At 40.0% G+C, this 24,863-nt stretch carries 16 protein-coding genes; 8 read left to right on the forward strand and 8 right to left on the reverse strand.

Annotated elements, in window-relative coordinates:
• Positions 1-32 precede the first annotated feature (32 nt).
• Complete coding sequence (gene gcvP, locus PL8927_RS04615) at positions 33-2,963, forward strand: aminomethyl-transferring glycine dehydrogenase (RefSeq protein WP_083618097.1); 2,931 nt, start codon at positions 33-35, stop codon at positions 2,961-2,963.
• Between the two features lie 285 nt (positions 2,964-3,248).
• Positions 3,249-4,331 carry a DUF3474 domain-containing protein gene (locus PL8927_RS04620; RefSeq protein WP_083618099.1) on the forward strand — a complete coding sequence of 361 codons (1,083 nt, stop codon included), beginning with the start codon at positions 3,249-3,251 and terminating at the stop codon, positions 4,329-4,331.
• 192 nt (positions 4,332-4,523) lie between these two features.
• On the opposite strand, the gene PL8927_RS04625 is transcribed toward PL8927_RS04620, so the two are convergent.
• The 6 genes from PL8927_RS04625 to PL8927_RS04650 form a co-directional block, all read right to left on the reverse strand.
• A complete protein-coding gene (locus PL8927_RS04625) occupies positions 4,524-5,243 on the reverse strand; it encodes a hypothetical protein (RefSeq protein ID WP_231505911.1) in 720 nt (239 codons plus the stop codon).
• A gap of 89 nt (positions 5,244-5,332) precedes the next feature.
• Positions 5,333-8,905 carry a WD40 domain-containing protein gene (locus tag PL8927_RS04630; RefSeq protein ID WP_083618102.1) on the reverse strand — a complete coding sequence of 1,191 codons (3,573 nt, stop codon included), beginning with the start codon at positions 8,903-8,905 and terminating at the stop codon, positions 5,333-5,335.
• A 219-nt stretch (positions 8,906-9,124) separates the two neighbouring features.
• Entirely contained in the window at positions 9,125-10,798 is a 1,674-nt protein-coding gene (groL, locus tag PL8927_RS04635; protein WP_083618104.1) for a chaperonin GroEL, read from the reverse strand.
• Between the two features lie 182 nt (positions 10,799-10,980).
• Complete coding sequence (locus tag PL8927_RS04640) at positions 10,981-11,259, reverse strand: hypothetical protein (RefSeq protein WP_083618107.1); 279 nt, start codon at positions 11,257-11,259, stop codon at positions 10,981-10,983.
• A 410-nt stretch (positions 11,260-11,669) separates the two neighbouring features.
• A complete protein-coding gene (locus PL8927_RS04645; protein ID WP_083618109.1) occupies positions 11,670-12,719 on the reverse strand; it encodes a mannose-1-phosphate guanylyltransferase in 1,050 nt (349 codons plus the stop codon).
• Between the two features lie 217 nt (positions 12,720-12,936).
• Positions 12,937-18,204 (reverse strand): response regulator, encoded by a 5,268-nt coding sequence (locus PL8927_RS04650; RefSeq protein ID WP_083618111.1) that lies wholly within the window; start codon positions 18,202-18,204, stop codon positions 12,937-12,939.
• A 347-nt stretch (positions 18,205-18,551) separates the two neighbouring features.
• Between PL8927_RS04650 and PL8927_RS04655 the strand changes: the two genes are divergently transcribed.
• The 5 genes from PL8927_RS04655 (at position 18,552) to map (ending at position 21,691) form a co-directional block, all read left to right on the forward strand.
• Entirely contained in the window at positions 18,552-19,070 is a 519-nt protein-coding gene (locus PL8927_RS04655) for a DUF4330 domain-containing protein (protein WP_083618112.1), read from the forward strand.
• A gap of 115 nt (positions 19,071-19,185) precedes the next feature.
• Positions 19,186-19,872, forward strand: coding sequence for a magnesium protoporphyrin IX methyltransferase (bchM, locus tag PL8927_RS04660; RefSeq protein ID WP_083618114.1), 687 nt, complete (start codon positions 19,186-19,188; stop codon positions 19,870-19,872).
• A gap of 109 nt (positions 19,873-19,981) precedes the next feature.
• Positions 19,982-20,395 carry a hypothetical protein gene (locus tag PL8927_RS04665; protein ID WP_083618116.1) on the forward strand — a complete coding sequence of 138 codons (414 nt, stop codon included), beginning with the start codon at positions 19,982-19,984 and terminating at the stop codon, positions 20,393-20,395.
• A gap of 68 nt (positions 20,396-20,463) precedes the next feature.
• A complete protein-coding gene (locus tag PL8927_RS04670) occupies positions 20,464-20,838 on the forward strand; it encodes a DUF423 domain-containing protein (protein WP_083618215.1) in 375 nt (124 codons plus the stop codon).
• A gap of 88 nt (positions 20,839-20,926) precedes the next feature.
• Complete coding sequence (gene map / locus PL8927_RS04675) at positions 20,927-21,691, forward strand: type I methionyl aminopeptidase (protein ID WP_083618118.1); 765 nt, start codon at positions 20,927-20,929, stop codon at positions 21,689-21,691.
• 279 nt (positions 21,692-21,970) lie between these two features.
• Here the strand turns inward: map and PL8927_RS04680 are convergent, their stop codons facing one another.
• Positions 21,971-23,143, reverse strand: a complete 1,173-nt coding sequence (locus PL8927_RS04680) for a GNAT family N-acetyltransferase (protein WP_083618120.1) — start codon at positions 23,141-23,143, stop codon at positions 21,971-21,973.
• Positions 23,144-23,170: 27 nt separating this feature from the next.
• Positions 23,171-23,881, reverse strand: coding sequence for a RibD family protein (locus PL8927_RS04685; protein ID WP_083618122.1), 711 nt, complete (start codon positions 23,879-23,881; stop codon positions 23,171-23,173).
• 253 nt (positions 23,882-24,134) lie between these two features.
• Between PL8927_RS04685 and PL8927_RS04690 the strand changes: the two genes are divergently transcribed.
• The gene (locus PL8927_RS04690; RefSeq protein ID WP_083618125.1) at positions 24,135-24,836 is read left to right on the forward strand and encodes an SDR family oxidoreductase; all 702 of its coding nucleotides are present in this window, start codon (positions 24,135-24,137) and stop codon (positions 24,834-24,836) included.
• The last annotated feature ends 27 nt before the right edge of the window (positions 24,837-24,863 follow it).

Raw genomic sequence — 24,863 nt, forward strand, 5'->3', positions numbered from 1 at the left:
CCCAAGATCACTGTTGAATCATTTGGAGCTTCATGTTAGAAATTAATTCCTCAGCGAACACCCAGCTTGAAACCATCCCGTCTTCCGCCTCTAATAGCAACGGAAAATACCCCAAAATGAACGGACAAGAGGGTTTTGTCCAACGGCATTTAGGCCCCAATTTTCAAGAGATTCAACAAATGTTAAAATTATTGGAGGTTTCTAGTTTAGAGGATTTAATTGATCAAACCATTCCCTCAACAATTCGCCTCAATCAAAGCTTACAATTACCAGAAGCTTTAAGTGAATATGCAGCCCTGAATCAATTAAAAGCGATCGCTTCTCAAAATAAAGTCTATCGTTCTTTTATTGGCATGGGTTATGCCGATTGTATCACACCCGGAGTGATTCAAAGAAATATATTAGAAAACCCCGGATGGTATACCGCTTATACTCCCTATCAAGCGGAAATTGCCCAAGGTCGTTTAGAAGCGTTACTAAACTTTCAAACCCTGATTATAGACTTAACGGGATTAGAAATAGCTAACGCTTCCCTATTAGATGAAGCAACTGCGGCTGCTGAAGCTATGAGTCTGAGCTATGGGGTTTCTAAAACCAAAGCTAATAGCTTTTTTGTTTCTCAAGATTGTCATCCCCAAACGATTGATGTCGTCAAAACCCGTGCAATTCCCCTAGGCATTGATATTATTATTGGAGATCATCAGACTTTTGATTTTAATACTCCTCTCTTTGGATGTCTTCTACAATATCCGGCTAGTGATGGAATAATTTATGACTATCGAAACTTTATTGAAACCGCCCATAACCATAACGCTTTAGTCACAGTTGCGGCGGATATTTTAAGTTTAACGCTGTTAACGCCTCCGGGGGAATTCGGAGCAGATATTGCGGTGGGAAGTACCCAACGGTTGGGCGTTCCCCTGGGTTATGGTGGCCCCCATGCAGCCTATTTTGCCACCAAAGAAGCCTATAAGCGCAACGTTCCAGGGCGGATAGTTGGTGTTTCTAAAGATGCTCAAGGAAACCCAGCATTGCGGTTAGCATTACAAACCCGTGAGCAACATATTCGCCGCGATAAAGCTACCAGTAATATTTGTACCGCCCAGGTTTTATTAGCGGTAATTGCGAGTTTATATGCGGTGTATCATGGGCCGTCTGGACTCCAACAAATTGCCCAAACTATTCATCAGTTAACCTTAACCTTAGCAGAAGGGTTAAAACGCTTAGGTTATTCAATGGGAACAGAACCCTTTTTTGATACAATTAAAGTAGAATTAGGGGAAAAATCCTTAACGGAAATTCTGTCAGCGGCCGCAGCTAAAGAAATTAATCTCCGAGTCATTGATCAGCATACAGTTGGGATTAGTTTAGATGAAACCACAACAATTCAAGATATAATGGATTTGTGGGAAATCTTTGCCGGATCTGAGTTACCTTTTAGCGTTGAAGAGGTCTTAAAAACCTCCGAAAATATTACCGCATTTACTCGCAAATCTGCCTATTTAACCCATCCCGTTTTTAACAGTTACCATTCCGAAACAGAACTCTTACGCTATATTCATCGCTTAGAAACGAAGGATTTATCGTTAAATACTTCGATGATTCCGTTAGGTTCCTGTACAATGAAATTAAATGCAACTGCGGAAATGATTCCGGTAACTTGGCCGGAATTTGGTAAACTGCATCCTTTCGCCCCCAAAGAGCAAACCCAAGGCTATCAAATTCTGTTTGAACAGTTAGAAAACTGGTTAGCTGAAATCACAGGATTTGCTGGGATTTCTTTACAACCCAATGCAGGTTCTCAAGGAGAATATACGGGATTATTAGTAATTCGGAAATACCATGAAAATCGAGGAGAAATTCACCGCAATATTTGTTTAATTCCTGAATCTGCTCATGGTACAAATCCAGCTAGTGCCGTGCTGTGTGGGTTTAAAGTGGTTCCTGTTGTTTGTGATGATCAAGGCAATATTGATATTGCCGATTTGCAAGCTAAAGCTGAAAAACATCAGAATAATTTAGCTGCATTAATGATAACATATCCTTCGACTCACGGGGTATTTGAAACCGGAATTGAAGCAATTTGTAATATTATTCATGCCAATGGTGGACAAGTTTATCTGGATGGGGCGAATATGAACGCCCAAGTCGGGTTATGTCGTCCAGGGAATTTTGGGGCCGATGTCTGCCACCTAAACCTGCATAAAACCTTCTGTATTCCTCACGGGGGCGGTGGGCCAGGAATGGGGCCAATTGGGGTAGCCTCTCATTTAGTTCCCTTCCTCCCCGGTCATGCAGTGGTGGAATTAGAAGGAAATGACCGCATTGGGGCGGTTTCTGCGGCGCCTTGGGGGAGTGCAAGTATTCTAGTGATTTCTTGGATGTATATTGCCATGATGGGGGCAAAAGGATTAACAGAAGCGACAAAAGTGGCAATTTTAAATGCGAATTATATTGCCCGTCGTTTAGATGAATATTACCCGACTTTGTACAAAGGAAATCAGGGATTTGTTGCCCATGAATGTATTTTAGATTTACGTTCTGTGAAGAAATCCGCAGGCATTGAAGTTGATGATATTGCTAAACGTTTAATGGATTATGGATTTCATGCGCCGACGGTTTCTTGGCCTGTAGCAGGAACCATGATGGTAGAACCAACCGAAAGCGAATCAAAAGCAGAATTAGATCGATTTTGTGATACTATGATTGCCATTCGTCAGGAGATTGCTAATATTGAATCGGGGGTTATGGATGCCACAAATAACGTTTTAAAAAATGCTCCTCATACGGCAATATCGTTAATTTGTGGCGAATGGAATCATCCCTACTCCCGTGAACAAGCCGCCTATCCTGCACCCTGGACAAAAGAGCATAAATTCTGGCCGTCTGTGGGACGCATTGATAATGCCTTTGGCGATCGCAATTTTGTTTGTTCTTGTTTGCCCATGGCAGCTTATCAATAAAGGCTAATCTTCTCGTTAAAACCCTCTGTGTCTCTGTGTCTTTGTGGTCAACTTCTAGGATTTTAATTGGCTTGATACAGAGACTACAGACACCACATCCCCCTAAAATTGGCCCCAGAAATCTAGCAATTTAAGATTTGTTGCGAAAATTAACGTCCAAAACGGTACAATAAATTCCGTTCAGAACCCGCAGTTTAGGTTAGCATCCCAAATCCTGATGTTTGTGGTCTGATGTGGGGTGTCAACAAAACTGCGGATTGTTCATAAGGTCAAATCAAAACATTCGTGCAATTATCCAATCGGTCTAACCAGGCAACCCTTAGTGCCTTATCAACCCAAACCGCAGAAGTACCCTTTACTCTCCAAGATGTAAAAGCAGCGATTCCCGCCCACTGCTTTGAACCCTCAGTTTGGAAATCTCTGAGTTACTTCTTTCTTGATATTTCCATCATCGCCGGGTTCTATTTCATCGCCTATAAACTCGATTCTTGGCTGTTTTTCCCCATTTTTTGGGTGATGCAAGGAACGATGTTTTGGGCGTTATTTGTTGTCGGCCATGATTGCGGTCATGGGTCTTTCTCCAAAATCAAATGGCTGAATAACTTAATTGGCCATATTTCCCATGTCCCCCTGCTTGTCCCCTATCACGGTTGGCGGATTAGCCACAGAACTCATCACGCCAATACTGGAAATATTGACACTGATGAAAGTTGGTATCCGGTGACGGAAACCAAGTTTAATCTGATGCCTTGGTATGAAAAGCTATTTCGCTTTTATTTGCCTTTGCTGGCCTATCCGATTTATCTATTTCGGCGATCGCCCAATCGTCAAGGCTCTCACTTTCTCCCCAGTAGCCCTCTGTTTAAACCCTCTGAAAAATGGGATATTATTACCAGTACATCCCTATTAGTGGTCATGGTAGGCTTTTTAGGATTTCTCACCTATCAATTCGGATGGGTGTTTTTCGTGAAATACTATTTCATGCCCTATCTGGTGTTTGTGATCTGGCTGGATCTCGTTACCTACTTACATCATAGTGAAGCTGATATCCCCTGGTATCGAGGCGAGGATTGGAATTTCCTCAAAGGAGCTTTATCAACCATTGACCGTGACTATGGGTTTATTAACCCCATTCATCATGATATTGGCACTCACGTTGCTCACCACATTTTCTTAAGTATTCCCCATTATCATTTAAAAACAGCAACGGAAGCGATTAAACCGCTTTTAGGGGATTATTATCACTATTCCAATGAACCAATTTGGAAGAGTTTTATTCAATCCTATTGGTCTTGTCATTTTGTTGCTGATCAGGGTTCAGGAATCTATTATCAATCGGGTTGGAAGTCCAAAAAAACCGTTGATTAAAGACTGAACAACTCAGAAGCGGGGTTTCGGGTTAGGAATCCCGTTTTTTTCCTTTCTAAAATTTGAAAAATTAACTCTGAATTTGATATCATCAAGTTTATATCCCTATTCTGTCACTCTCCGATATTATTCCTGTTTCCTGTTCCCTGTTCCCTGTTCCCTGTTTCCTGTTCCCTGTCCCCTGTTCCCTCCCTATTGAATTTTAACGTTTAATTGATAACTAGCATTCCCACGAGTTCCGCCAACAACAATTTCATAATTTCCAGTGGCGGGTAATTTCAAGCTAGACTGGGTGGCTTCTGTTTTCAAAACCTGCCCATTGGGGGCAATAATATCAAAAACAGCGTTATTTTCTAAAGCGGTAATTTTAACATCCATTCTCTGCCCTTTGTTAGCTTTTAATAAATAAATATCTCGACTCCCCCGTACAACAGATTGACTCACGGTTGCTGAATTTTTGCCCGGTGCGAAACGAATTTGAGACACCAAACAAGGTTGTTTTTGATAAATCACCCGTCCGGTATTCAGAGAATCGGCTGTTAACGTCCAGGTTTCTTTGCTTTTTTGGGTATCTAACTCAATTTTTGTGGTAATATTTAAGATTAATTGATTTCCTTTTTTTATTCCTTGTAACGTTTGAGTATAGGACGTATAATAGGATTCTTTTTCATTATGAATCGTTGCTTCTACTCGACCTGTGACTTGATTATTACTATTAATATAAATCCGGGCGATGGAGTCTATATTATCATTAGCAACGGCAAAACAATAACCTTGAATTGAGGAAGAGGGTCGGGAATTTTGAGCGAGTTGTAGGGGAAAATTAGACGGAATGGAAGCTACAGGATTAACCTGGGGTGTAACATTCAGGAGAGTTCCGACAACTGCCACAAATCCTAATATTTTCATCATTATTTTTACCTAGTTTACTTTTGACTTTTAACTATTACCTAGTTTACTATTACCTATTACCTAGTTTACTATTGCCTATTGCCTATTGCCTATTGCCTGTTCCCTGTTCCCTGTTCCCTGTTCCCTGTTCCCTGACATAACGTTCGGTCTTCGGGACTGACCATTGAATTTGTTTTTAAATAATTCTGTACCCAATTACAAGCATAAGCGAATTCGTTCAAGGTTAAAACTTGATGTAAATCCCATAACATCACCGTTTTATCCACACTAACAGAAGCCATTGTTTGACCATCGGGACTAAATTTAACATTATAAACTTCATCATTATGACGATTTAAAGTTTTAACTAAAGTGCCATCGAGTTTCCAGAGTTTAATCGTTTTATCTTGACTTGCTGATGCCAATAACTTTTGGTCAGGACTAAAGGCTACCGCCATAACAGTTGCTGTGTGTCCCTTGACGGTATTTTCATAAATAAAGGATTTAAGCTGAGGATTCCAACGCCATAATTTTACGGTTTCGTCTCGACTGGCGGAGGCTAAAATCTGTCCATCGGGACTCAAAGCCAGTCCCCAAATCCCATCTTGATGACCTGTTAAGGTTTGTAGGAGTTGACCGTTCAATCCCCAGAGTTTTATGGTTTTATCGTCAGAACTTGAAACAATCCAATCACCCTTGGGCGCAATTGCTATTCCCCAGACTTGACCATTATGACCCTTCAAAGCTTGGCGGAGTGTGCCATCGATTCCCCAAATTTTAATCGATTCATCCCAACTTCCAGAAATCAGGGATTGATTATCGGGGGTAAATTTTATCCCCCAAACCCCGCCTTGATGTCCTACTAGGATTTGATTGGGATGGGTGATAAATGTTCCATTTTTAGCTTTTTTCCAAAGTTCAATCGTCCCATTTCCAGAGGCTGATGCTAACCATTGACCATCGGAACTAAACTCAACCTGATGAACCCACGAGTTTTGTCCTGTAAGTGTTTGTAATAATTTCCCCTGTTTTGTCCAGAGTTTAATCGTCTTGTCTAAGGATGACGAAGCAATGGTTTGACCATCGGGACTAAAAGCGACTCCCCAAACGCTGTCTTGATGACCGATTAACCGAGTTACTAAACAATCTTTGGTTTTCCAAAGTTTAACACTTTTATCCCAACTCGCCGAAGCAATGGTTTGACTATCGGGACTAAAGACAATCCGATTTACTTCTCCATAATGTCCTAATAAAGTTTTATAAGGGGTATAAACAGAATTCTGGACATCTTTTCGCCAGAGTTTTATTTCTTTATTTCGCATTCCCGCCGCTAAAAATTTCTGATTGGGACTAAATGCCACATCCCAAACGTCATCTTCAAAGGGGCCAAAACTATCGATTAAAATTCCTTCTCGACTCCAGAGTTTAAGGGTGTTATCTCGACTCCCGGAAGCAATCAGTTGACCATCGGGACTCCAATTCACCGCCATAATTTCCCCCTGATGTCCGGTCAAGGTTTTTAAAAGTGTGCCATCGAATTTCCAGATTTTAACCGTCTTATCTGCACTTCCAGAGGCGAATCTCTGACCATCGGGACTAAAGGCAACCGTTCTAATTGGGGCAGAATGGGCGGGTATGGTTTTTAAGAGTTTTCCATCTATTGTCCACAATTTTAAGGTGTGATCAAAACTAGCCGAAATCAGAATATCCTGAATCGGACTAAAACTAACAGCCATGACTGATTTTTTATGTCCATTTAAGGTTCTTAAATAGCTACCATCGGTTTTCCACAATTTAATTGTTTTGTCTGCACTCGCCGAAGCCAGGAGGGGATGGCGGGGACTGAATGCTAACCCCGTAATCCCACCTCCATGTCCTATCAGGGTTTTCCATAATGAACCATCCGGTTTCCACAATTTAATTGTTTTATCCTGACTCCCAGAGGCAATTAAATCTCCTTTAGGGCTAAATTCTGCGGTGGAAACTATACTCGTATGCCCCAAGAGTTGATTATATTCTTGAATTCCATAAACGGCTTTTTGCAGTGTCAATTGCACATTCAGGTGGGTTTCGGGATCAATATTGGGTAGGGTTTGTAATTTTCGATAGGCTTTCATGGATTGAATTAAGGCTTCAAATCGTTGATTTAAAGCAAATAAGGACTCGGCAGATTGACTTAAGGCTTTAATTTCATTAGTTTTTGCTTGTTGTTCATTGACTCGCGCTTGACGATATTGCAACCAACTAATTCCACTTAATCCCATCGCAATCACGAAGGCAATACTAACAGATAGAAGTAGAAACCGTTGCAGTTTTGCGGTTTGTTTTTCTTGGGTAAGTCGGGCTTCTACTTCTTGCATTCGGGCGGCTTCTAAACCTTGTTGAACTTCCCGGCGGTCTAATTCTTCACTTTGGGCTAAAAATTGATAATCTAAATCACTAATACTGCGACCACTTGACCAATTTTGAGCTTCTTTTAAGGCTTGTCCTCGTAATAATCGGGAAAAGTCTTGTTGGTTTGATTGTATCCAGGCATCAAAAGCTTGAGAATAGGGCCGCAGGGTACTCAGTTGTTGGGCGACCCATTCTAAATCAAAGACTTCTTGATAAATTCGATTTTTGACCCGGAGAATACCTTCTTTTTTGACGACTAAACCGGATAAAATTAGTTCTGCTTGTTCGTTACTATCATCGGATTCAACTTCTAATCCTTGGAGGATATCTTGATAGATTGCGAGGATTCTTCCGAGGCGATATTGATTATATTCAATGCGGTTACGGATGGTTCTTAAATGTTCGGGTTCATCTTGGGATTCCCATTTATAAATAATATGCGATCGCACTAAAGATTCAACCCAAAATCCTTCTGTTCCAGGGGGAATTGTTAAAACATTATTCATCGTTTCCTCCACAGAATGGAAAACCATTTGACATAATTTTTGAGTTAAAAAGGGTTGTCCTCCTGTCCAATTTATAATCGCCCGCATCACAGCAGTAGGATTAGTGATTTTCTGTTCTAAGCCTTGAATTAAAGGTTGAACTTCATTGACAGTAAAGCCTTCTAATTCAATAGCTTTACCAATATTAAAGGGGGTACGACTGCGATCGCAAATTAAATCGGAAGGGGTAGCAACTCCAAATAAAGCAAAGCTAATGCGGTTATATTCAGGATTAATTGCCCGTTGATTATAACAAAATCGAATCAAGGCAAAAAAATCATCAACTTTAAAATTTAAACTTAAAATACTATCAATTTCATCAACAAAAACAATTAATTTATCGTCAGGAAATTGAGTTAATAAAATATCTTCGATAAAATTACTTAACCGTTGAATCACTGAAATGTCTTCTTCATCTTTCCACCAATTTTTTAAATTAAATTTTCCTAAAAGATTAAATCCTCGCCATAACTCGCTGACAATTCCTTTATACCATTGTTGGGCAGTTACCATTTCACTACCAATACGAGTCATATCTAAGGTTGTACATCGAAATCCTTCTTGTTGTAAACGATAACGAGTTTTGACCAGTAAGGAGGATTTTCCCATTTGTCGAGAATTTAAAACATAACAAAAATGCCCTTGTTGTAATTCGGAATACAGATCAGAATCCGCTTTTCTAACTACATAAGTGGGAGCATCTTGAGCTAAACTTCCTCCGATTTGATAGGTAGAATGAATCATAGAGCAGGGAACAGGGAACAGGGAACAGGGAACAGGGAATAGAGAATAGGGAATAGGGAATAGGGAATACTAACAGAAAGATTTCAACATCTGAAATGCGGTCGAAAAAACCTCCGATCAAAAAAGCAACGGATATATTAAGATGACTCTTAGTATATCCGTTGCTTGGGCTATTGTTCAATTTTGGAATAATTCAGGATAAAGTGACATCAAGGCATTCTACATCATGCCCATACCACCCATACCGCCCATACCGCCCATACCACCCATACCGCCCATACCGCCCATACCATCCATATCGGGCATTGCGGATTTTTTCTCTGGTTTTTCCACAACTAAGGCTTCAGTTGTTAACACTAATCCCGCAATAGAAGTAGCATTTTGTAGCGCGGAACGTACCACTTTAGCAGGGTCAATAATCCCAGAAGCAATTAAATCTTCATAAGCTCCCGTTAAGGCATTATAGCCCATATTAAACTCAGTATTGCGGACATTTTCTACCACAACAGCACCTTCAGCCCCAGCATTACTAGCAATATAATATAACGGTGCTTCTAGGGCTTTAGAAATAATTGCCGCCCCAATTTTTTCCTCATCACTGAGTTGGGATTTAATTTCATCCACTTTTTTAGCCAGATGAATTAAAGTTGTCCCGCCCCCAGGAACAATCCCTTCTTCTACGGCTGCTTTTGTCGCGTTTAACGCATCTTCAATCCGCAATTTGCGAGATTTCATTTCCGTTTCAGTGGCAGCCCCAACTTTAATTACAGCGACACCACCCGCTAATTTAGCAATCCGTTCTTGGAGTTTTTCCGCATCATATTCAGAGTCGGTTTCTTCCAATTGACGGCGAATTTGCTCAACCCGTTTTTTCACATCGGCTTGATTTTTGCTATCAGCAACAATAATCGTATTGTCTTTTTCAATAGTGATTTTGCTGGCTGTTCCTAGCATATCCAAAGAAACAGTATCTAAACTTAATCCCACTTCTTCAGAAATTAATTGTCCGCCCGTGAGAACAGCAATATCCTGTAACAAAGCTTTGCGACGATCACCGAAACTAGGAGCTTTAATGGCTGCTACATTTAACACGCCTCTGGCTTTATTCACCACCAGAGTTGCTAAAGCTTCCCCATCAATATCTTCAGCAATAATTAACAGAGGTTGACCCGATCGAGCGATTTTTTCTAAGACAGAAACCAAGTCCTGAATCGAACTAATTTTTTTATCGGTAATCAGAATTCTGGCGTTAGAAAATTCTACGACCATCCGTTCATTATCGGTAATAAAATAGGGAGAAATATATCCCCGATCCAGTTGCATTCCTTCGACCACATCTAATTCTGTGGTGATGGATTTGGATTCTTCAACGGTAATCACCCCATCTTTGGTGACTTTTTCCATCGCTTGAGAAATCATTTGACCGATTTCTTCATCGTTTCCGGCGGAAATTGTAGCGACTTGGGCGATCGCATCCCCTTCAACGGGTTTAGCAACGGCTTCAATTTCTTGGACTAAAATTTGAGCAATTTTTTCCATTCCCCGTCTGATGGCGACGGGATTAGCCCCTGCTGCGACGTTTTTTAACCCTTCATGAATCATGGCTTGAGATAAAATCGCGGCGGTTGTTGTCCCATCTCCAGCGACTTCATTGGTTTTAGAGGCGACTTCCTGCATCAGTCGAGCGCCTGTATTTTCTAGGGGGTCAGCCAGTTGGATTTCTTTCGCAACGGTAATACCATCATTGACAATTTCTGGGGCCCCAAATTTTCTCTCTAATAAAACATTCCGACCTTTAGGGCCAAGGGTGACTCGCACCGCATCGGCTAAGGCATTGATGCCTTTTTCTAAGGCTTTACGGGATTCTTCACCAAACGAAACAATTTTAGCCATCTTACAATATCATTAATCACCAATAGCCAACTTTAGCACTCAACTGTTCCGAGTGCTAGTTCGGAAATCCGTCATGATCAGTAGGATGGGCGGAACCCATCAAACCCAAGAATATTAATCTAGCCAATTTTCAAATATTAGTATCTAGTAAATACACAATCAAAAAATCCTATAGTTAGGGGCTATAATTCAAGTTCACGACCTAAATAACAATGGCGTTCTTGATCAATTTCTTCCATAATTTGTAAAAAATCCTCTTTTCCCTCCCAAGGAGTCCCTAAAAATTCTTTCATCTGATTCAATTTATCTTCTAGGGTAATGTGTGGTATCAATGCTGTTGATTCATCTGTTGAATCTCCTTCTCGTATTTTTCGAGCAATCTGCTCTAATAACCAGAGTTTCTCATTGATGGATAAATTATTGACCGATTTTTCTATTTCTAGTAATTGCGGTGAGATCATATTCAATCTGTCCTTTAAATCTGGATAGGTTTAACGATTGATATAAATTATAACAGTTTAAGATCAGATCTAGGGAGCCTAAATCAATAGGCATTAATTCCAATTATCCCCTATTTCGTTTTGTTGTTGATAAGTTTGTCGTAATATTTGTATTGCTGAGGGTGCGAAAGCAGGGCAGATCATTGATGTAGGCGGTGGAGCCTCAACTTTAGTAGATGACCTGCTTACCGATGGTTTTCAAAACATCACTAAAGATTTTATTTTATTAACCCGTTTTAACGGGTTTGAGCTTTTAGCCAGGAACTTGAGTTCCTGGGGCTAAAAGCAGCTAATTTTTAGATTTGGGCGATCGCCACTCGACCCAAATTTTCTAATTCTTTCGTACTCAATTTTGCCGAAAGAATCTGGGCTTAGAGTAACTCTTTTAACTTCGGATCATCCCCTAACTGTTTGAGAACTTGCTTAATTTCCTGGGTGCGATCTTTTTTAGCAATTAAGGTAACATTGCCATCTCGAACAATAACCAGATCTTCAACTCCAATCGTAACAATAACTTCCTCAGAATTGCTACTAAATAAAATCGCCCCTTTGGTGTCTAGTCCTACATGGGTTGTTAATTCCACATTCGGTTTATCTCCTCCTAATAACCGTTCTAATCCATTCCAATCTCCTAAATCATCCCAGCCAAATTCAACGGGTAAAACACAAGCTTTTTGAGTTTTTTCCATTAAAGCGTAATCAATACTAATTTTTTTCAACTCAGGATAAGCGTCTTTTCCTTTCAATTCTAAAGCAGAAACTAATTCAGGAACATAAGTTTTTAATTCTGCTAAAACCACACCCACACGAAATACAAAAATGCCTCCATTCCAACTAAATCGCCCTGTTTCTAAAAATTGTTCGGCGGTTTCTCGATTCGGTTTTTCCGTAAATCGAGCCACTTTATACGCCGGAAATCCCTCAAAACTTCCGATTTCTTCTCCCTGTTCAATATAACCATATCCCGTTGAAGGATAGGTCGGTTTTACCCCTAATGTCACGATCACATCTTGGGTTTTTGCTAATACTTCCGCCGCCTTTAATGTTTGACGAAATTTCTCCGGTTCCGCGATCCAATGATCCGCCGGAAAGAACCCAATAACCGCGTTTTCCCCATAACGTTTAGCCACTTCTAAGGTTGTCCAAGTCAAAGCGGGTGCGGTGTCTCGTCCTTCGGGTTCTGCTAAAATATTCGGGTGGGGTAATTGGGGGAGTTGAGTTTGAACCCCCGACTCTAATAAAGCAGAAGTAACAACCCATAACCCATCCCAACTTTCTGTTAAGGGTAATAACCGTTCTGCGGTTGCTTGTAATAAACTGATCCCACTTCCATCTAAACTCAAAAATTGTTTGGGTCGATGTTTGCGACTCAGAGGCCAAAACCGTTCACCTTTTCCACCAGCCAAAATCACAGGAATCATACTTAAAATTGAATGGGTAACTAAATTAAATTATAGAATTTTGAGGAAATTTTGAGATGATGTTCTGACCCCAATAGCATCAATATACAGCAGGGAACATCGGATCTGGGAACAGAAAGAATTTGTTCTTAAATGTCAAGCTGATTTTTCCTCATCATTTAATTGTAAAGAATCAAGGAAAAATCGTCAACCGTTAGTTTTAAAAAGTCAACAATTCTTAATTCTGGATTCCCATGGCTTGCCTCGATAATTCTTGTTCTAAACTCGCTTTAACTCGTAACCATTCTGTTTCCAGCTTTAATAATCCGGTGGCGGCACTTCCTGAAGTAAAACATTCAATATTAGTTCCATTTTCTGCTTCCATTCCTGCCCGTCCCATATATTCTAACTCTTTGCATAATTCAGAAAATGTAATTGCACCTAATTGAGCACTACTCGATTTTAGAGTATGAGATGCTTCTTTTAATCCTCTGATATTTTGAGTTTTTATAGCGGTTTGAATCTCTTGAATTTTTTGGGGGGTGTCAGCTAAATAATCCTGAATTAATGTATCTACAAAGGGATCATCATCATCATCATATTCTCTTAAGTTTTGTAAAACTTGTTGATCAATGGCAGGAGATTCAAAAGATATCAACTCTGAAGAATTAAGAGTTGTTTCTAGGGTCGAATTTCCCTGCGAATTTCGTTGATCGTTAACGGCAGAATTAGAATGTCCATTCGTGGCGAATTCTGATGAATTTTCTAAAGATTCATGACCATTTCCACTATGCAGGGGTTGACATTGGGATAAAGCTTTTGCAAGTTCTTCCCGACGCACAGGTTTAGTAATATAATCATCCATTCCAGCGGCTAAACACATTTCTCGATCGCCTTGCATAGCATTAGCAGTCATCGCAATAATCCAAGGTTTATGAGGACGATTTTCCCGACCTTCTGCATATTCGGTGACAATCCGACGAGTGGTTTCTAAACCATCCATTAATGGCATTTGAACATCCATCAAAATCACATCATAATATTGTCGATTTAAAGCCTCTAAAACTTCTAATCCATTCCCCGCAATATCAGCACGATAGCCCAAGCGTTGTAACATTTGAATTGCAACTTTTTGGTTAACAACATGATCTTCCGCCAGCAAAACTCGTAAATTATTAGAAGCTTGAGGAGACAATAAACTGGACGATCCCAAGCCAAAGGAATTCGGAGAAGATTTGATCACGCTTTCTATGGGAGAGCTAAAAATTTGCACTAACGTATTATAAAATTGTGATTGTTTCAGAGGTTTATTAATAAAACCAGCACAATTTATCTTACTATTTTCGACCTGTTTAACCAGATCGGTATTCACCACATAATTAAAGAAAGTAATATTAAGGGGTTTTTGTTCTAGGAAAACTTCTGCATGGGTGCGTTCCCATTCTCGAATTCTTTTTGCTAAAGTAATGCCATCAACATCTGCTAAATTCATTCCTAAAATCACTAAATCAAAATTCGGATTATTTTTTAACACATTTAGAGCTTCATGCCCCGTTTTCACAGAAACAGGAATCATTCCCCAAGATTTCGCTTGCCGAATTAAAACCGTTTGATTAATGCCATGATTTTCAACAATTAATAATCGCTTACCGACGAGGAAATTAGACAGTTCATCCGCTTCCACTTTTTGCAAAGCTTCAGCACGAATGGTAAAGTAAAAAGTGGCGCCCGTATCTAACTCAAACGCCTCTACAAAATTCTCTGGAGGATTTCCACTTATATGGGAAGTTAACGGTTGATTATCCATATTAAAATCCGATAAAGCGCGACTCACGACCCACATTTGTCCCCCCATGAGTTCACATAAACGCTGACTAATTGCTAATCCTAAACCTGTACCTCCATATTGTCGAGTTGTGGAAGCATCCACTTGAGAAAAAGCTTTAAATAAACGATCCATCCGATCAGATGGAATTCCAATTCCGGTATCCTTAACCGCAAATTGAATGTCATAAATTTTATGCGCCATTCCAGGGGTAGAATTAAGGGTTAATGAGGAATTTTTAACCTCCGCAGCTTTCACCGAAACAACGACTTCTCCTTGGGCTGTAAATTTCACCGCATTACTGAGCAAATTCACTAAAACTTGGCGCAGTCGGGTGACATCTCCTAGAACCATTTGAGGAGTAGAGGGTTCAATTAAATAAGCAATTTCAATCCCTTTTTCGGCGGCTTTTGCTGAAAGCAATTCTAGGGATTCTTCCAAACAGTTTTGAAGTTTAAAGGGATTTTGTTCTAAATCTAATTTACCCGATTCAATTTTAGAAAAATCTAAAATATCATTAATAATCGTGAGTAACGCATCACCACTGGTGCGAATGGTTTCCACAAAATCCTGTTGTTCTGGGGTTAAATCCATATCCAATAGTAAACCCGTCATCCCAATTACCGCATTCATCGGTGTGCGAATTTCATGACTCATGGTAGCTAGAAATTCACTTTTAGCACGACTGGCGACTTCTGCGGCTAATCTCGCTTCTTCTAAGGCTTTATTTTGTTCGGCTAATTGTTGACGATTTTTGACTTCTACTTCTAACAGTTTAGCCTGGGCTAAGGTTAATCCGACTTGATTCGCAACATCTTCTAAAAATTCAATTTCTTCGGGTATCCATTGGCGCATTTTATCGCATTGATGCAGCATAATAATGCCATTTGCATCCCCTTGATAGGACGTGCGAACTGCTAACATTGATTTTAATCCCATCCGCCGACACATGGGGGCTGAAGATTCTAATAAAGGTTCAGTAAAAACATCCACAGAAGCGATCGCTGCATCTTCCGCTAAAAGTTTTTCAATATAGGGATTATAAGTAACTGAAATTTCAAAATTCAAGGTAGAATCATAAGCAGATTCTAGATATTCTGCTACACAGGATAAGTGGGGGTAAGGGTCAGATCGATAAGTATAAATTGAACAACGATTTACCCCAAAAATCCTGCCAATTTGAGTGGCTGTTGTTTGAAAAATCTCTTGAGTTTCTAATTTAGAACGAACTTTATGGGTGATTTCTTTGAGCAATAATAAATGTTGATTTTGTTGTTGGAGAATTTCTTGAGATTTTTCCCGTGCAATTTCATTCCCAATATAATTTGCCATTAATTTCAAAAATTCTAAATCTAACTGTTGAAAAGGTGCGCGAGAATTGCGACTCATAAAACTCAAGGTTCCATGAATTCGTCCCCCAACAATTACCCGCATTCCAATATAAGATTCTAACCGTCGCGTTTGATAAGCGGGATGATCTTTCCAGGTTGATTGTTTAATAGATTCTAAACAAACCACTTCTTCAGTTTTTAAAGCTTCCCATTCAAAGGTTTGTTCAATGGCTAAGGTATCCCCCTTCGCAAATCCAAAGGGAAAATCGTCACAGAGATAGGAAGAAATCACTTCATAGCGATCGGCAAAAACTCGTCCGAGTAATCCAATATCCATTCCTAATCGATGACAACCCATTCTCAAAATAGCATTAATTCGAGTTTCAAAATTAGCCGTATTTCCGACAGTAATTTCATAAAATTCATGAATTAATTTTTCTCGTTCTCTTAATTCATCTAATTCCTGAAACTGTTCTGTAATATCATGTAATGTTCCGATAATTCCTGTAATTTGCTTGTGTTTATCTAAAGTTAATTGAGCCGAAATTAAGATGCGGCGAGTCGCCGGTTGGGAACGCTGTCCTGCATCCTCTCGTTCTTTGATATTAAAGACTAAAATTCTGAATTCTTGTTGACTGGCTTGGGAACGACCTAACATTAACGATTCTAACCATTGAGTCGCTTTTTCCCGATCTTGAGAATAAATATAGTTTAAAAATGATGTTCCTAAGCTATTTTCTATGGTTAATCCCGTTAACTGTGTCCAAGCTGAATTTAAAAATGTCCAATTCCCTTGAATATCGGTTTTAAACACAACGGATTTTAAGTGCTGAATGGGATCATCCAGAGGCAGATTTTCTGTTGAAGAGGGGGGATTTTCTAATCGGGAAGATGCCAAATCAATTTGGGTACCAATTAAGCGCAAGGGTTCCCCTTGTTCAGTCCAAAATCCTTGACCTCGATTGAGTACCGATTTATATTCACCGTCTTTGCATCGGATGCGATATTCCGTCAGATATTCATGATTTTTCTTAGAAAAATAATCTTTTAGTGCAACTTTAACCCGATTCAAATCTTGGGGATGAATCCGACTTAACCATTCTTCTAGGGTATTTTTAACCTCATCCTCTTGATATCCTAACATGGCTTTCCATTGGCAAGAATAGAAAATTTCATTGGTTTTTAAATTCCAATTATAAACCCCTTCTTGATTGGATTTTAAAGCTTCAATTGCTTCATTGCTTAAGGATAAACCCTCACAGGATGAATTAGGACGGGAAGATTGAGTTGTTTTTAAAACCTCCTGAAATTGCTGTTGTAAACTTAAGAGAGTATTGTGCATCGATTGGGGTCGGAGAACTTGCAGCAATATTGTTTCAGGAGAGATCAGAATCATCGGATGGCTTTTATCATCTACCAAAATAATAGGTAATTGATAATAATATTTCTTCATTAAGGCTAATGCTGTTTTTAGAGAAGCCTGCGATCGCAAAACTAGAGGCGGTGTATTACAAATTGCATTGGCTTTAACGGTCTTGAGATTCAAGCCTAATGCCTGCATAGAAACGATGTCATGACAGGTAACAATTCCCACCCATTTACACCCCGATTGTGTGTTAGCAGTCTGATCCTGTTTTAAAGGAGGATTAGGTGGGGAGGTTTCCGTAATTACAATGGCATCCACACCAGATTTTAACATTAATTCGGTTAATTCTCGCGCCGTTGTCGCCCCAGATGCCTGCACAATTTTAGAGGTGCGTAGGGGGGAAAGTTGATTCAGTTTGATTAAATGATCGGGAAGAAAAAGGTGATCGGGAAGGTTATGGGAAACGGGTTGAGGTTGAGGTTGAGGTGAAATTAAAGCCGAGTTAGGGGATGATTCTGTGTTAGAAATTACGGGTGGAATGGGGGGTAAACGTCGGGCTATTTTGCTTCGTTCGGAATCTCGCAGCGAGAGTTGTAAAAAATTTTTAGGACTGATCACCCCCACAAATCCGCCTTGATCATCCACAATTGGAATCTGTTGAATTTGATGTTTTTCTAATAACCCCATAATGCTAAAAACATCATTGATCTCAGATTCTCGAACGGTGAGAAATGACCGAATCATAATTTGAGAAATCGGAAATCCTTTTAAGGAATCTCCAATTGAATTAAGCTGAATAATATCCCGTTCTGTAAAAATTCCTACAATCGTCGGCTTCAGATTGGGCTCATCGGCTTGTTCAACCAGGAAAATAGAGGTGGAACCTGTGCTACTCATCAACAAAATTACCTCTTCCACAGGAGTTTCTGGCATCGTGGTCAGGGGATGGTTGTTGATGGCTTGACGAACTGAGGGAATAAACATAGAGGGCTTGTTTGGGTTAGGGCTAGCTGGAATCAGGTTTGGCACTCGGTTTTGTGGAGGCTCCGCAAACGATCTAAGATACGGATTGGGATACCTGGGGGGTAACACCCACTCTTACTACCAGCATATTGGTATTTTCAGTGGATGTCTGATCCAATTTTGCAGCTATAGCAGGGAACAGGGAACCCGAAGTAGGGAAAAGGAAAGAATCTTTACTTCTATTTTGGCTTCTTAACGCCTTTAGATTTAAAATTTTTGAGGGTCATCTTTGATCCGGGTCGTTTTCCGGGTGATTGTTCCTTGGAGTTTTTCTGTCCCATTTCCTAAAAATCGCAATTTTATATCTTATGAAAATTTTAGATTCTCAAGGCCGTCTTTTTGGTAAAATTAGCATTCTCGATTTTGGCGCGGCTTTGGTTATTTTACTGGTAATTTTTGGGATTTTCTTCTATCCAGGTACATCGGGTTCCGTTGCTCAAGTCGGTGTCACTACCCGTCCTGTGGAAGTGGATGTTCTGGTGGTGGGACTCAAAAGCCGTAACGCTAAAGAATTATTTAAACCGGGAGAAAAAACTAACTTAATTATTCGCAATCAACCCTACGGTCAAGTCACCCTGAACAAGATAGAATTTTTACCGAGAATTATTCCGGTCACTCAACCCAATGGTACGCTCAAACCGCTTCCTGACCCTACCGCCGATATCCTGTTTAACAATAATCTGCTTTTAAGTTTAGAAGGAAAAGGTCAAATTACCGAAAATGGCCCCGTCTTAGGCAATATCAAAATCAAAGTCGGTACCACCGTTGAACTCGATGGCAAAGAATACAACTTTAATGGCACAGTCATCGAAGTTCGTGTTAAGTAAGGTGTTGATGGTTGACCGTTGACCGTTGACCGTTGACAGCCAACAAACAACAGCCAACAGCCAACTCTTATACCTTACAATAAAGGTTTGGACGGAATTAATTTCAAACAAACCCATGAGTGTAGCAGACGAGAAAACCGTAGTTCGTGATTATTTTAATAGCACAGGATTTGATCGGTGGCGACGAATCTACGGTAACGGTCAAGTTAATAAAGTTCAACTGGATATCCGTCAAGGACATCAAAAAACCGTTGATCAAGTTATAGATTGGTTGACAGCCGATAACAATCTACCGGGTTTAACCATCTGTGATGCGGGATGTGGCGTAGGTAGTCTGAGTATTCCCTTAGCAGAAGCCGGAGCCGTTGTTTATGGGAGTGATATTTCTGAAAAAATGGTTGAGGAAGCTTATGAACGAGCTAAAAACCTCCCCGGCGTTATCCAAAAACTCACCTTTACGGCTCAAGATTTAGCAACCCTACAAGGTCGGTATCATACCGTTATTTGTTTGGATGTCTTGATTCATTATCCTCAAGATCAAATCGCTGAGATGATTTCTCATCTGTGTTCCTTAGCAGAATCTCGTTTGATTTTGAGTTTTGCTCCCAAAACCTTAGCATTAAGTCTTCTCAAAAAAGTTGGGGAATTATTTCCAGGGCCGAGCAAAACGACTCGTGCTTACCAACATCGAGAGGAAGATATTGTTAAAATTTTTAGTGATAATGGTTTCAGGGTTCAACGACAAGCCATGATTGGTACACGCTTCTACTATTCACGTTTAATTGAAGCTACACGCTCTTAGCATCGGGTAGGCAGGCGGGAGATGAAAACGCAAACTATTGTGTCTGTGTCTTCCCCTGTTACTGTTGCTTTGATCAGTGTTCTGTTCTTTCTCCTGGGGAGGAAAAACGATGCAGTTCCTGAAGGTAATTACCGCTAGTTTATTAGTTCCGGTTGGCATGGGTTGTATGTTGGCGATCGCAACTGAATTGATCAATCCTCATTCAACGGCTGATAGCAAACTCAGTATTATTTTAGGGGGATTAATCTTAGGTTTACCCTCATTAGGAATAGGAGGATGGGTCGCCTGGGATTGGTATCAAGAACGTCGCAAAAAAAATCAAGCTCGTTCTCGACGCATTCGTTCTATATTTTTACATTTAATTGAACTGCAACAAGGCGAAATAACGGTGCAAAAATTAGCTCAATATACCCATTTATCTCAACTGGAAGCTAAAGCTTTTTTAGATCAAAAAACTCAGGAATTAAAGGGAACATTTGAAGAAAAATCAAATGGTGAAATTATTTATCATTTTCAGGTTTGAAGGGAACAGGGAACAGGGAATTACGAATTACGAATTACGAATTAATTGTTATTTTAAAACGCTATAATATGTCTAAATTGTTTTTAGTAATAGCCTCAATTTTCGGTGGATTATCAGTAATGGCTGGGGCGTTTGGTTCCCATTATTTGAAAGGACAATTAACCCCTCCTTTATTAGAAATTTTTACAACGGCTACTCGGTATCAGATGTATCATGCTTTAGCCTTATTATTCGTTGGAATATTATTCAATCGTTCAGAAACCCCTCAACCTTGGCTAATTGCAGCAGGTTGGGCATTCATCACCGGAATAGGATTATTTTCAGGAAGCCTATATGCGTTGAGTCTGACAGGAATGGGATGGCTGGGAATGATTACTCCCATTGGGGGGATCGCTTTAATTTGCGGTTGGGCTTGTTTAACAATTGCATCTTTGAAAAGCTAAAAAATAACCACAATTTAGCTAACTAATTGTGATACTTTAGTAGAAAGGCTGACAACTTGCGAGATACATTCAGATTTTTAACAAACAAATGGGAAGTGACACAATTGTTCTTTTATCCCGCCGAGAAATAGAAAAAATGCGTCAAGCAGGACGTCTGGCGGCACAACTATTAAATCATCTTGAACCGATGATTAAACCAGGGGTGAGTACCCTCGAACTCAACGATGAAGCGGAACGCTGGACACAGGAACACGGCGCTCGTAGTGCTCCCCTGGGTTATCATGGATTTCCAAAATCCATCTGTACCAGCGTTAATGAAGTCATCTGTCACGGTATCCCTAACGCCAAACAGATTCTCAAGGAGGGGGATATTATCAATGTGGATGTCACCCCTATCCTCGATGGTTATTATGGTGACGTCTCTCGCACTTTTTTTGTCGGTACACCCTCCCCCCTGGCTCAAAAATTAGTCGAAGTCACAGAAGAATGTTTAAGACTCGCCATTGAAGCCGTTAAACCCAATGGACGCATTGGCGATATTGGGGCGGCGATTCAAGAATATGCTGAAGGTCATGGATTTTCTGTAGTCCGCGATTTCGTCGGTCATGGGGTAAATACGGTATTTCACACAGCGCCTCAAATTCCCCACTACGGAGAACGGGGAAAAGGAAAACGTCTACGTCCAGGGATGGTGTTTACCATTGAACCGATGATTAATGAAGGCACCTGGGAAGCTAAAGTATTAGACGATGGTTGGACAGCCATCACTCGTGATAAAAAACTATCCGCTCAGTTTGAACACACCGTTGCGGTGACAGAAACAGGTGTAGATATTCTGACCCTAGGAGATTAAGGGGCGGGAGTTGCGTTTGAGGATAAATGCGATCGCAAATCCATCCCGAAACCGGGTTTCTGCGTTAACTTTTGCTATTAACAAAAAGCGCAATTAAGAAACCCGGTTTCTGACCCCCACCCACACCTCCAAGAAACCGGGTTTCTGTGTTAACTTTTGCTACTAACAGAAAGCTCAATTAAGAAACCCGGTTTCTGACCCCCACCCACACCTCCAAGAAACCGGGTTTCTGTGTTAACCTTTGCTACTAACAGAAAGCTCAATTAAGAAACCCGGTTTCTATTGACTAAAAGGTAAATCCTGATTCATATAATCAATTTCTTGTTGTTCCATATCGTTAATTTTCCCAATATAAGATCGCAAAATCTTAGACAAACGTTGATCATAGAATCGATGTAAACTATAATTTGGTGTAGCTGGAAAACCTCGACGTTTTTTATGTCGCCCTCCAGCACCCGGATCAAACATAGAAATCCCGTTATTAATTGCCCATTCTATCGGAGAATAATAACAAGCATCAAAATGTAAACAATCAATATCTTGAACACTTCCCCAATAACGACCATATAAGCGATCGCTTTTTGTTAAACAAAAAGACATTCCCACAGGTTGGTGTTGATTAGTATCATCATAAGCCGCTACAAATACCACTCGATGGCGATAATTATGATGTAATTGTTCAAAAAACTTACGAGTTAAATATTTACTACCCCACCAACCAAACTTATCACAGGTACTCGCATAAAAGTGATACATTTGAGGAAAAAAGGCTTTAGGAATTTCCTCTCCTGTAAGGGTTTGAAGTTGTAATCCTGCTTGGGTAACTGCTTTACGTTCCCGTTTAATATTGCGCCTCTGATTGGCATTAAAACCCTTTAAATAATCATCAAAAGTTTGATATCCTTGATTTTGCCAAATATAACTATGATGCAACCAACAGGCAAAACCTAACTTTTCTAACATCGGTTTCCACTCTGGATCAACATAGAGAAAATTACACCCTGAGATTTTATTTTCAAGGCAAAATTGATCAATAGAATGCACCATTAAACCCGTAATTTCTTCTTCATTTTCCCCCGGTGCAATCAGAAATCGATAGCCTTCGGCGGGAGTAAAGGGCGACATTCCTAATAGTTTGGGATAATATTCAATTCCTAATTGATGAGCAACATCCGCCCATTGATTATCAAACACAAATTCCCCTCGACTATGCCCTTTAACATATAAAGGTGCAATTCCAACTAATTGTTGATCCCGCCATACTGTTAAATGATGGGGTAGCCAACCTGTGCGTCCAGTAGCACTTCCTGATGATTCAATATTATGCAACCAATCCCACTCAAAAAAGGGCGTGATTAAGGGTTGAGCAAGGGCATCCCACGCCGTCTGAGGGACTTCGGCAACCGTATTAATCCAACGGGTAGAATAAGAGGATGTTAAGGGTTTCACCATGTTGTCTCAAAAATGATTAGGGACGCATTATTCCTGTAGGGTAGTGTAACTCACTTGATAATGTAAAAACACTTCCTGACCAACGGTTTTAACTTCTAATAATTTTAAACGGGGAGCAATAGAGGATAAAAATCCATCTCCATCGGCGGGAGTAGGTGAATTTTTTCCTGCTAAAATTAACGGACAAATTGTTAACCAGAATTCATCAATTAAATTCTGTTTTAATAAAGCAGAAACCAGTTGACCTCCGCCTAATATTCCTAATCGGTTTAATCCTAGTTTTTGTAATTGCTCAAACGCTATTACCCAGTCAATTTGATTAAAATTATTGTCAGCAATGATAATCTTTTCAAACCCTGCTGTTGTTTTACATAATTCTTGACCTCTCGTTGTTGTTAATAACCAATGGGGAACAGGTTGTTTAAAAAAACGAAAATCGGGATTAATCTTTCCTGAAGTGGACACCACAATTTGTACAGGTTGAGGTGGTTTTCCTTGTTGTTTTCGGATTTTTAATAATTCAGAATCGGTAATTTTGATTGTAGTTTGATAGGCGTTTAAAGTTCCAGCACCGAATAAAACTCCATCCATTTGTGCAACTTGTTGTTCTAAATGTAGTTTATCTTGTTCTGAACCAAACCGAGCAGGCGATCGCAATTCATCAGAAATTTTACCATCCGCACTCATGGCTAAAATAACGGTTGTATGGGGTCGGTTTATCAGGAGTTGAGAATTCATAAAATATAGCAATCCTAAATAGAATAGGTTGTAATATTTTATCGTAGGGGTTGGGTCTCCCAACCCTCTTTGCGCCTGGGTTTGGAAGGACATTACCCCTACAGAACTTCTTCACAAATCCTACACGGATTGCTATATTTCCTCATCTCCCCTATTAACTTGACTTTTGATTGACTACTTAGACAGATGACAAAACCGATTAACTCTGCTTTAAAATTAACCCATCTGTTTAATTTCCTGGGAAAGCAAAATTATGTCAAAAATTGCTATTGTAACGGGTGCAAATCGAGGAATCGGATTTGAAACCTGTCGTCAACTTGCTCAACATTCGATTAAAGTTATTTTAACCAGTCGTGATCCCGAAAAGGGAAAAATAGCGGCTGAAGACCTTAAATCTCAGGGATTAGATGTAATTTCTGCCCCTCTAATAGTGACAGAAAAACAAAGTAGTCAACAGTTAGCAGAATGGGTTCGTCAAGAATTCGGTCGTCTTGATATTCTTGTTAATAATGCTGGAATTTATCCTGACCCTCCCGAAAACAATATTTTAAATACCGATTTAGAAACAGTTCAATTAGCAATGGAAACCAATGTTTATGGAGTTTTACTTGTTTGTCAAGCGTTAATTCCTTTGATGCAAATTCACAATAGCGGACGAATTATTAATCTGTCTTCGGGAATGGGTCAACTCAGCACAATGGGAAGTGATGCGATCGCCTATCGCCTGTCTAAAGTCGCCTTAAATGGGTTAACCACAATTTTAGCGGCTCAACTCCAAGGAAGCGGGATTACAGTGAATTCTATCTGTCCAGGATGGGTCAAAACCGATATGGGTGGCCCGAATGCACCCCGCACCCCCGAACAAGGAGCAGATACGGTTGTTTGGTTAGCGACACGCACCGATGATACACCAACGGGAGGATTTTGGCGCGATCGCCAACCCATTCCTTGGTAATTTCACGGTTGTTGTGATGTTAATCAC

Source organism: Planktothrix serta PCC 8927 (genome assembly GCF_900010725.2).
Taxonomy (GTDB): Bacteria; Cyanobacteriota; Cyanobacteriia; order Cyanobacteriales; family Microcoleaceae; genus Planktothrix; species Planktothrix serta.

Bases quoted from the DNA above. Each gene is read 5' to 3' on its own strand.
- PL8927_RS04665 (WP_083618116.1), top strand. From the start codon at position 19,982: ATGCAGTTCCTGAAGGTAATTACCGCTAGTTTATTAGTTCCGGTTGGC.
- PL8927_RS04655 (WP_083618112.1), top strand. From the start codon at position 18,552: ATGAAAATTTTAGATTCTCAAGGCCGTCTTTTTGGTAAAATTAGCATT.
- PL8927_RS04680 (WP_083618120.1), bottom strand. From the start codon at position 23,143: ATGGTGAAACCCTTAACATCCTCTTATTCTACCCGTTGGATTAATACG.
- bchM (WP_083618114.1), top strand. From the start codon at position 19,186: ATGAGTGTAGCAGACGAGAAAACCGTAGTTCGTGATTATTTTAATAGC.
- PL8927_RS04685 (WP_083618122.1), bottom strand. From the start codon at position 23,881: ATGAATTCTCAACTCCTGATAAACCGACCCCATACAACCGTTATTTTA.
- map (WP_083618118.1), top strand. From the start codon at position 20,927: ATGGGAAGTGACACAATTGTTCTTTTATCCCGCCGAGAAATAGAAAAA.
- PL8927_RS04640 (WP_083618107.1), bottom strand. From the start codon at position 11,259: ATGATCTCACCGCAATTACTAGAAATAGAAAAATCGGTCAATAATTTA.
- PL8927_RS04630 (WP_083618102.1), bottom strand. From the start codon at position 8,905: ATGATTCATTCTACCTATCAAATCGGAGGAAGTTTAGCTCAAGATGCT.
- gcvP (WP_083618097.1), top strand. From the start codon at position 33: ATGTTAGAAATTAATTCCTCAGCGAACACCCAGCTTGAAACCATCCCG.
- PL8927_RS04645 (WP_083618109.1), bottom strand. From the start codon at position 12,719: ATGATTCCTGTGATTTTGGCTGGTGGAAAAGGTGAACGGTTTTGGCCT.
- groL (WP_083618104.1), bottom strand. From the start codon at position 10,798: ATGGCTAAAATTGTTTCGTTTGGTGAAGAATCCCGTAAAGCCTTAGAA.
- PL8927_RS04690 (WP_083618125.1), top strand. From the start codon at position 24,135: ATGTCAAAAATTGCTATTGTAACGGGTGCAAATCGAGGAATCGGATTT.
- PL8927_RS04625 (WP_231505911.1), bottom strand. From the start codon at position 5,243: ATGATGAAAATATTAGGATTTGTGGCAGTTGTCGGAACTCTCCTGAAT.
- PL8927_RS04670 (WP_083618215.1), top strand. From the start codon at position 20,464: ATGTCTAAATTGTTTTTAGTAATAGCCTCAATTTTCGGTGGATTATCA.
- PL8927_RS04650 (WP_083618111.1), bottom strand. From the start codon at position 18,204: ATGTTTATTCCCTCAGTTCGTCAAGCCATCAACAACCATCCCCTGACC.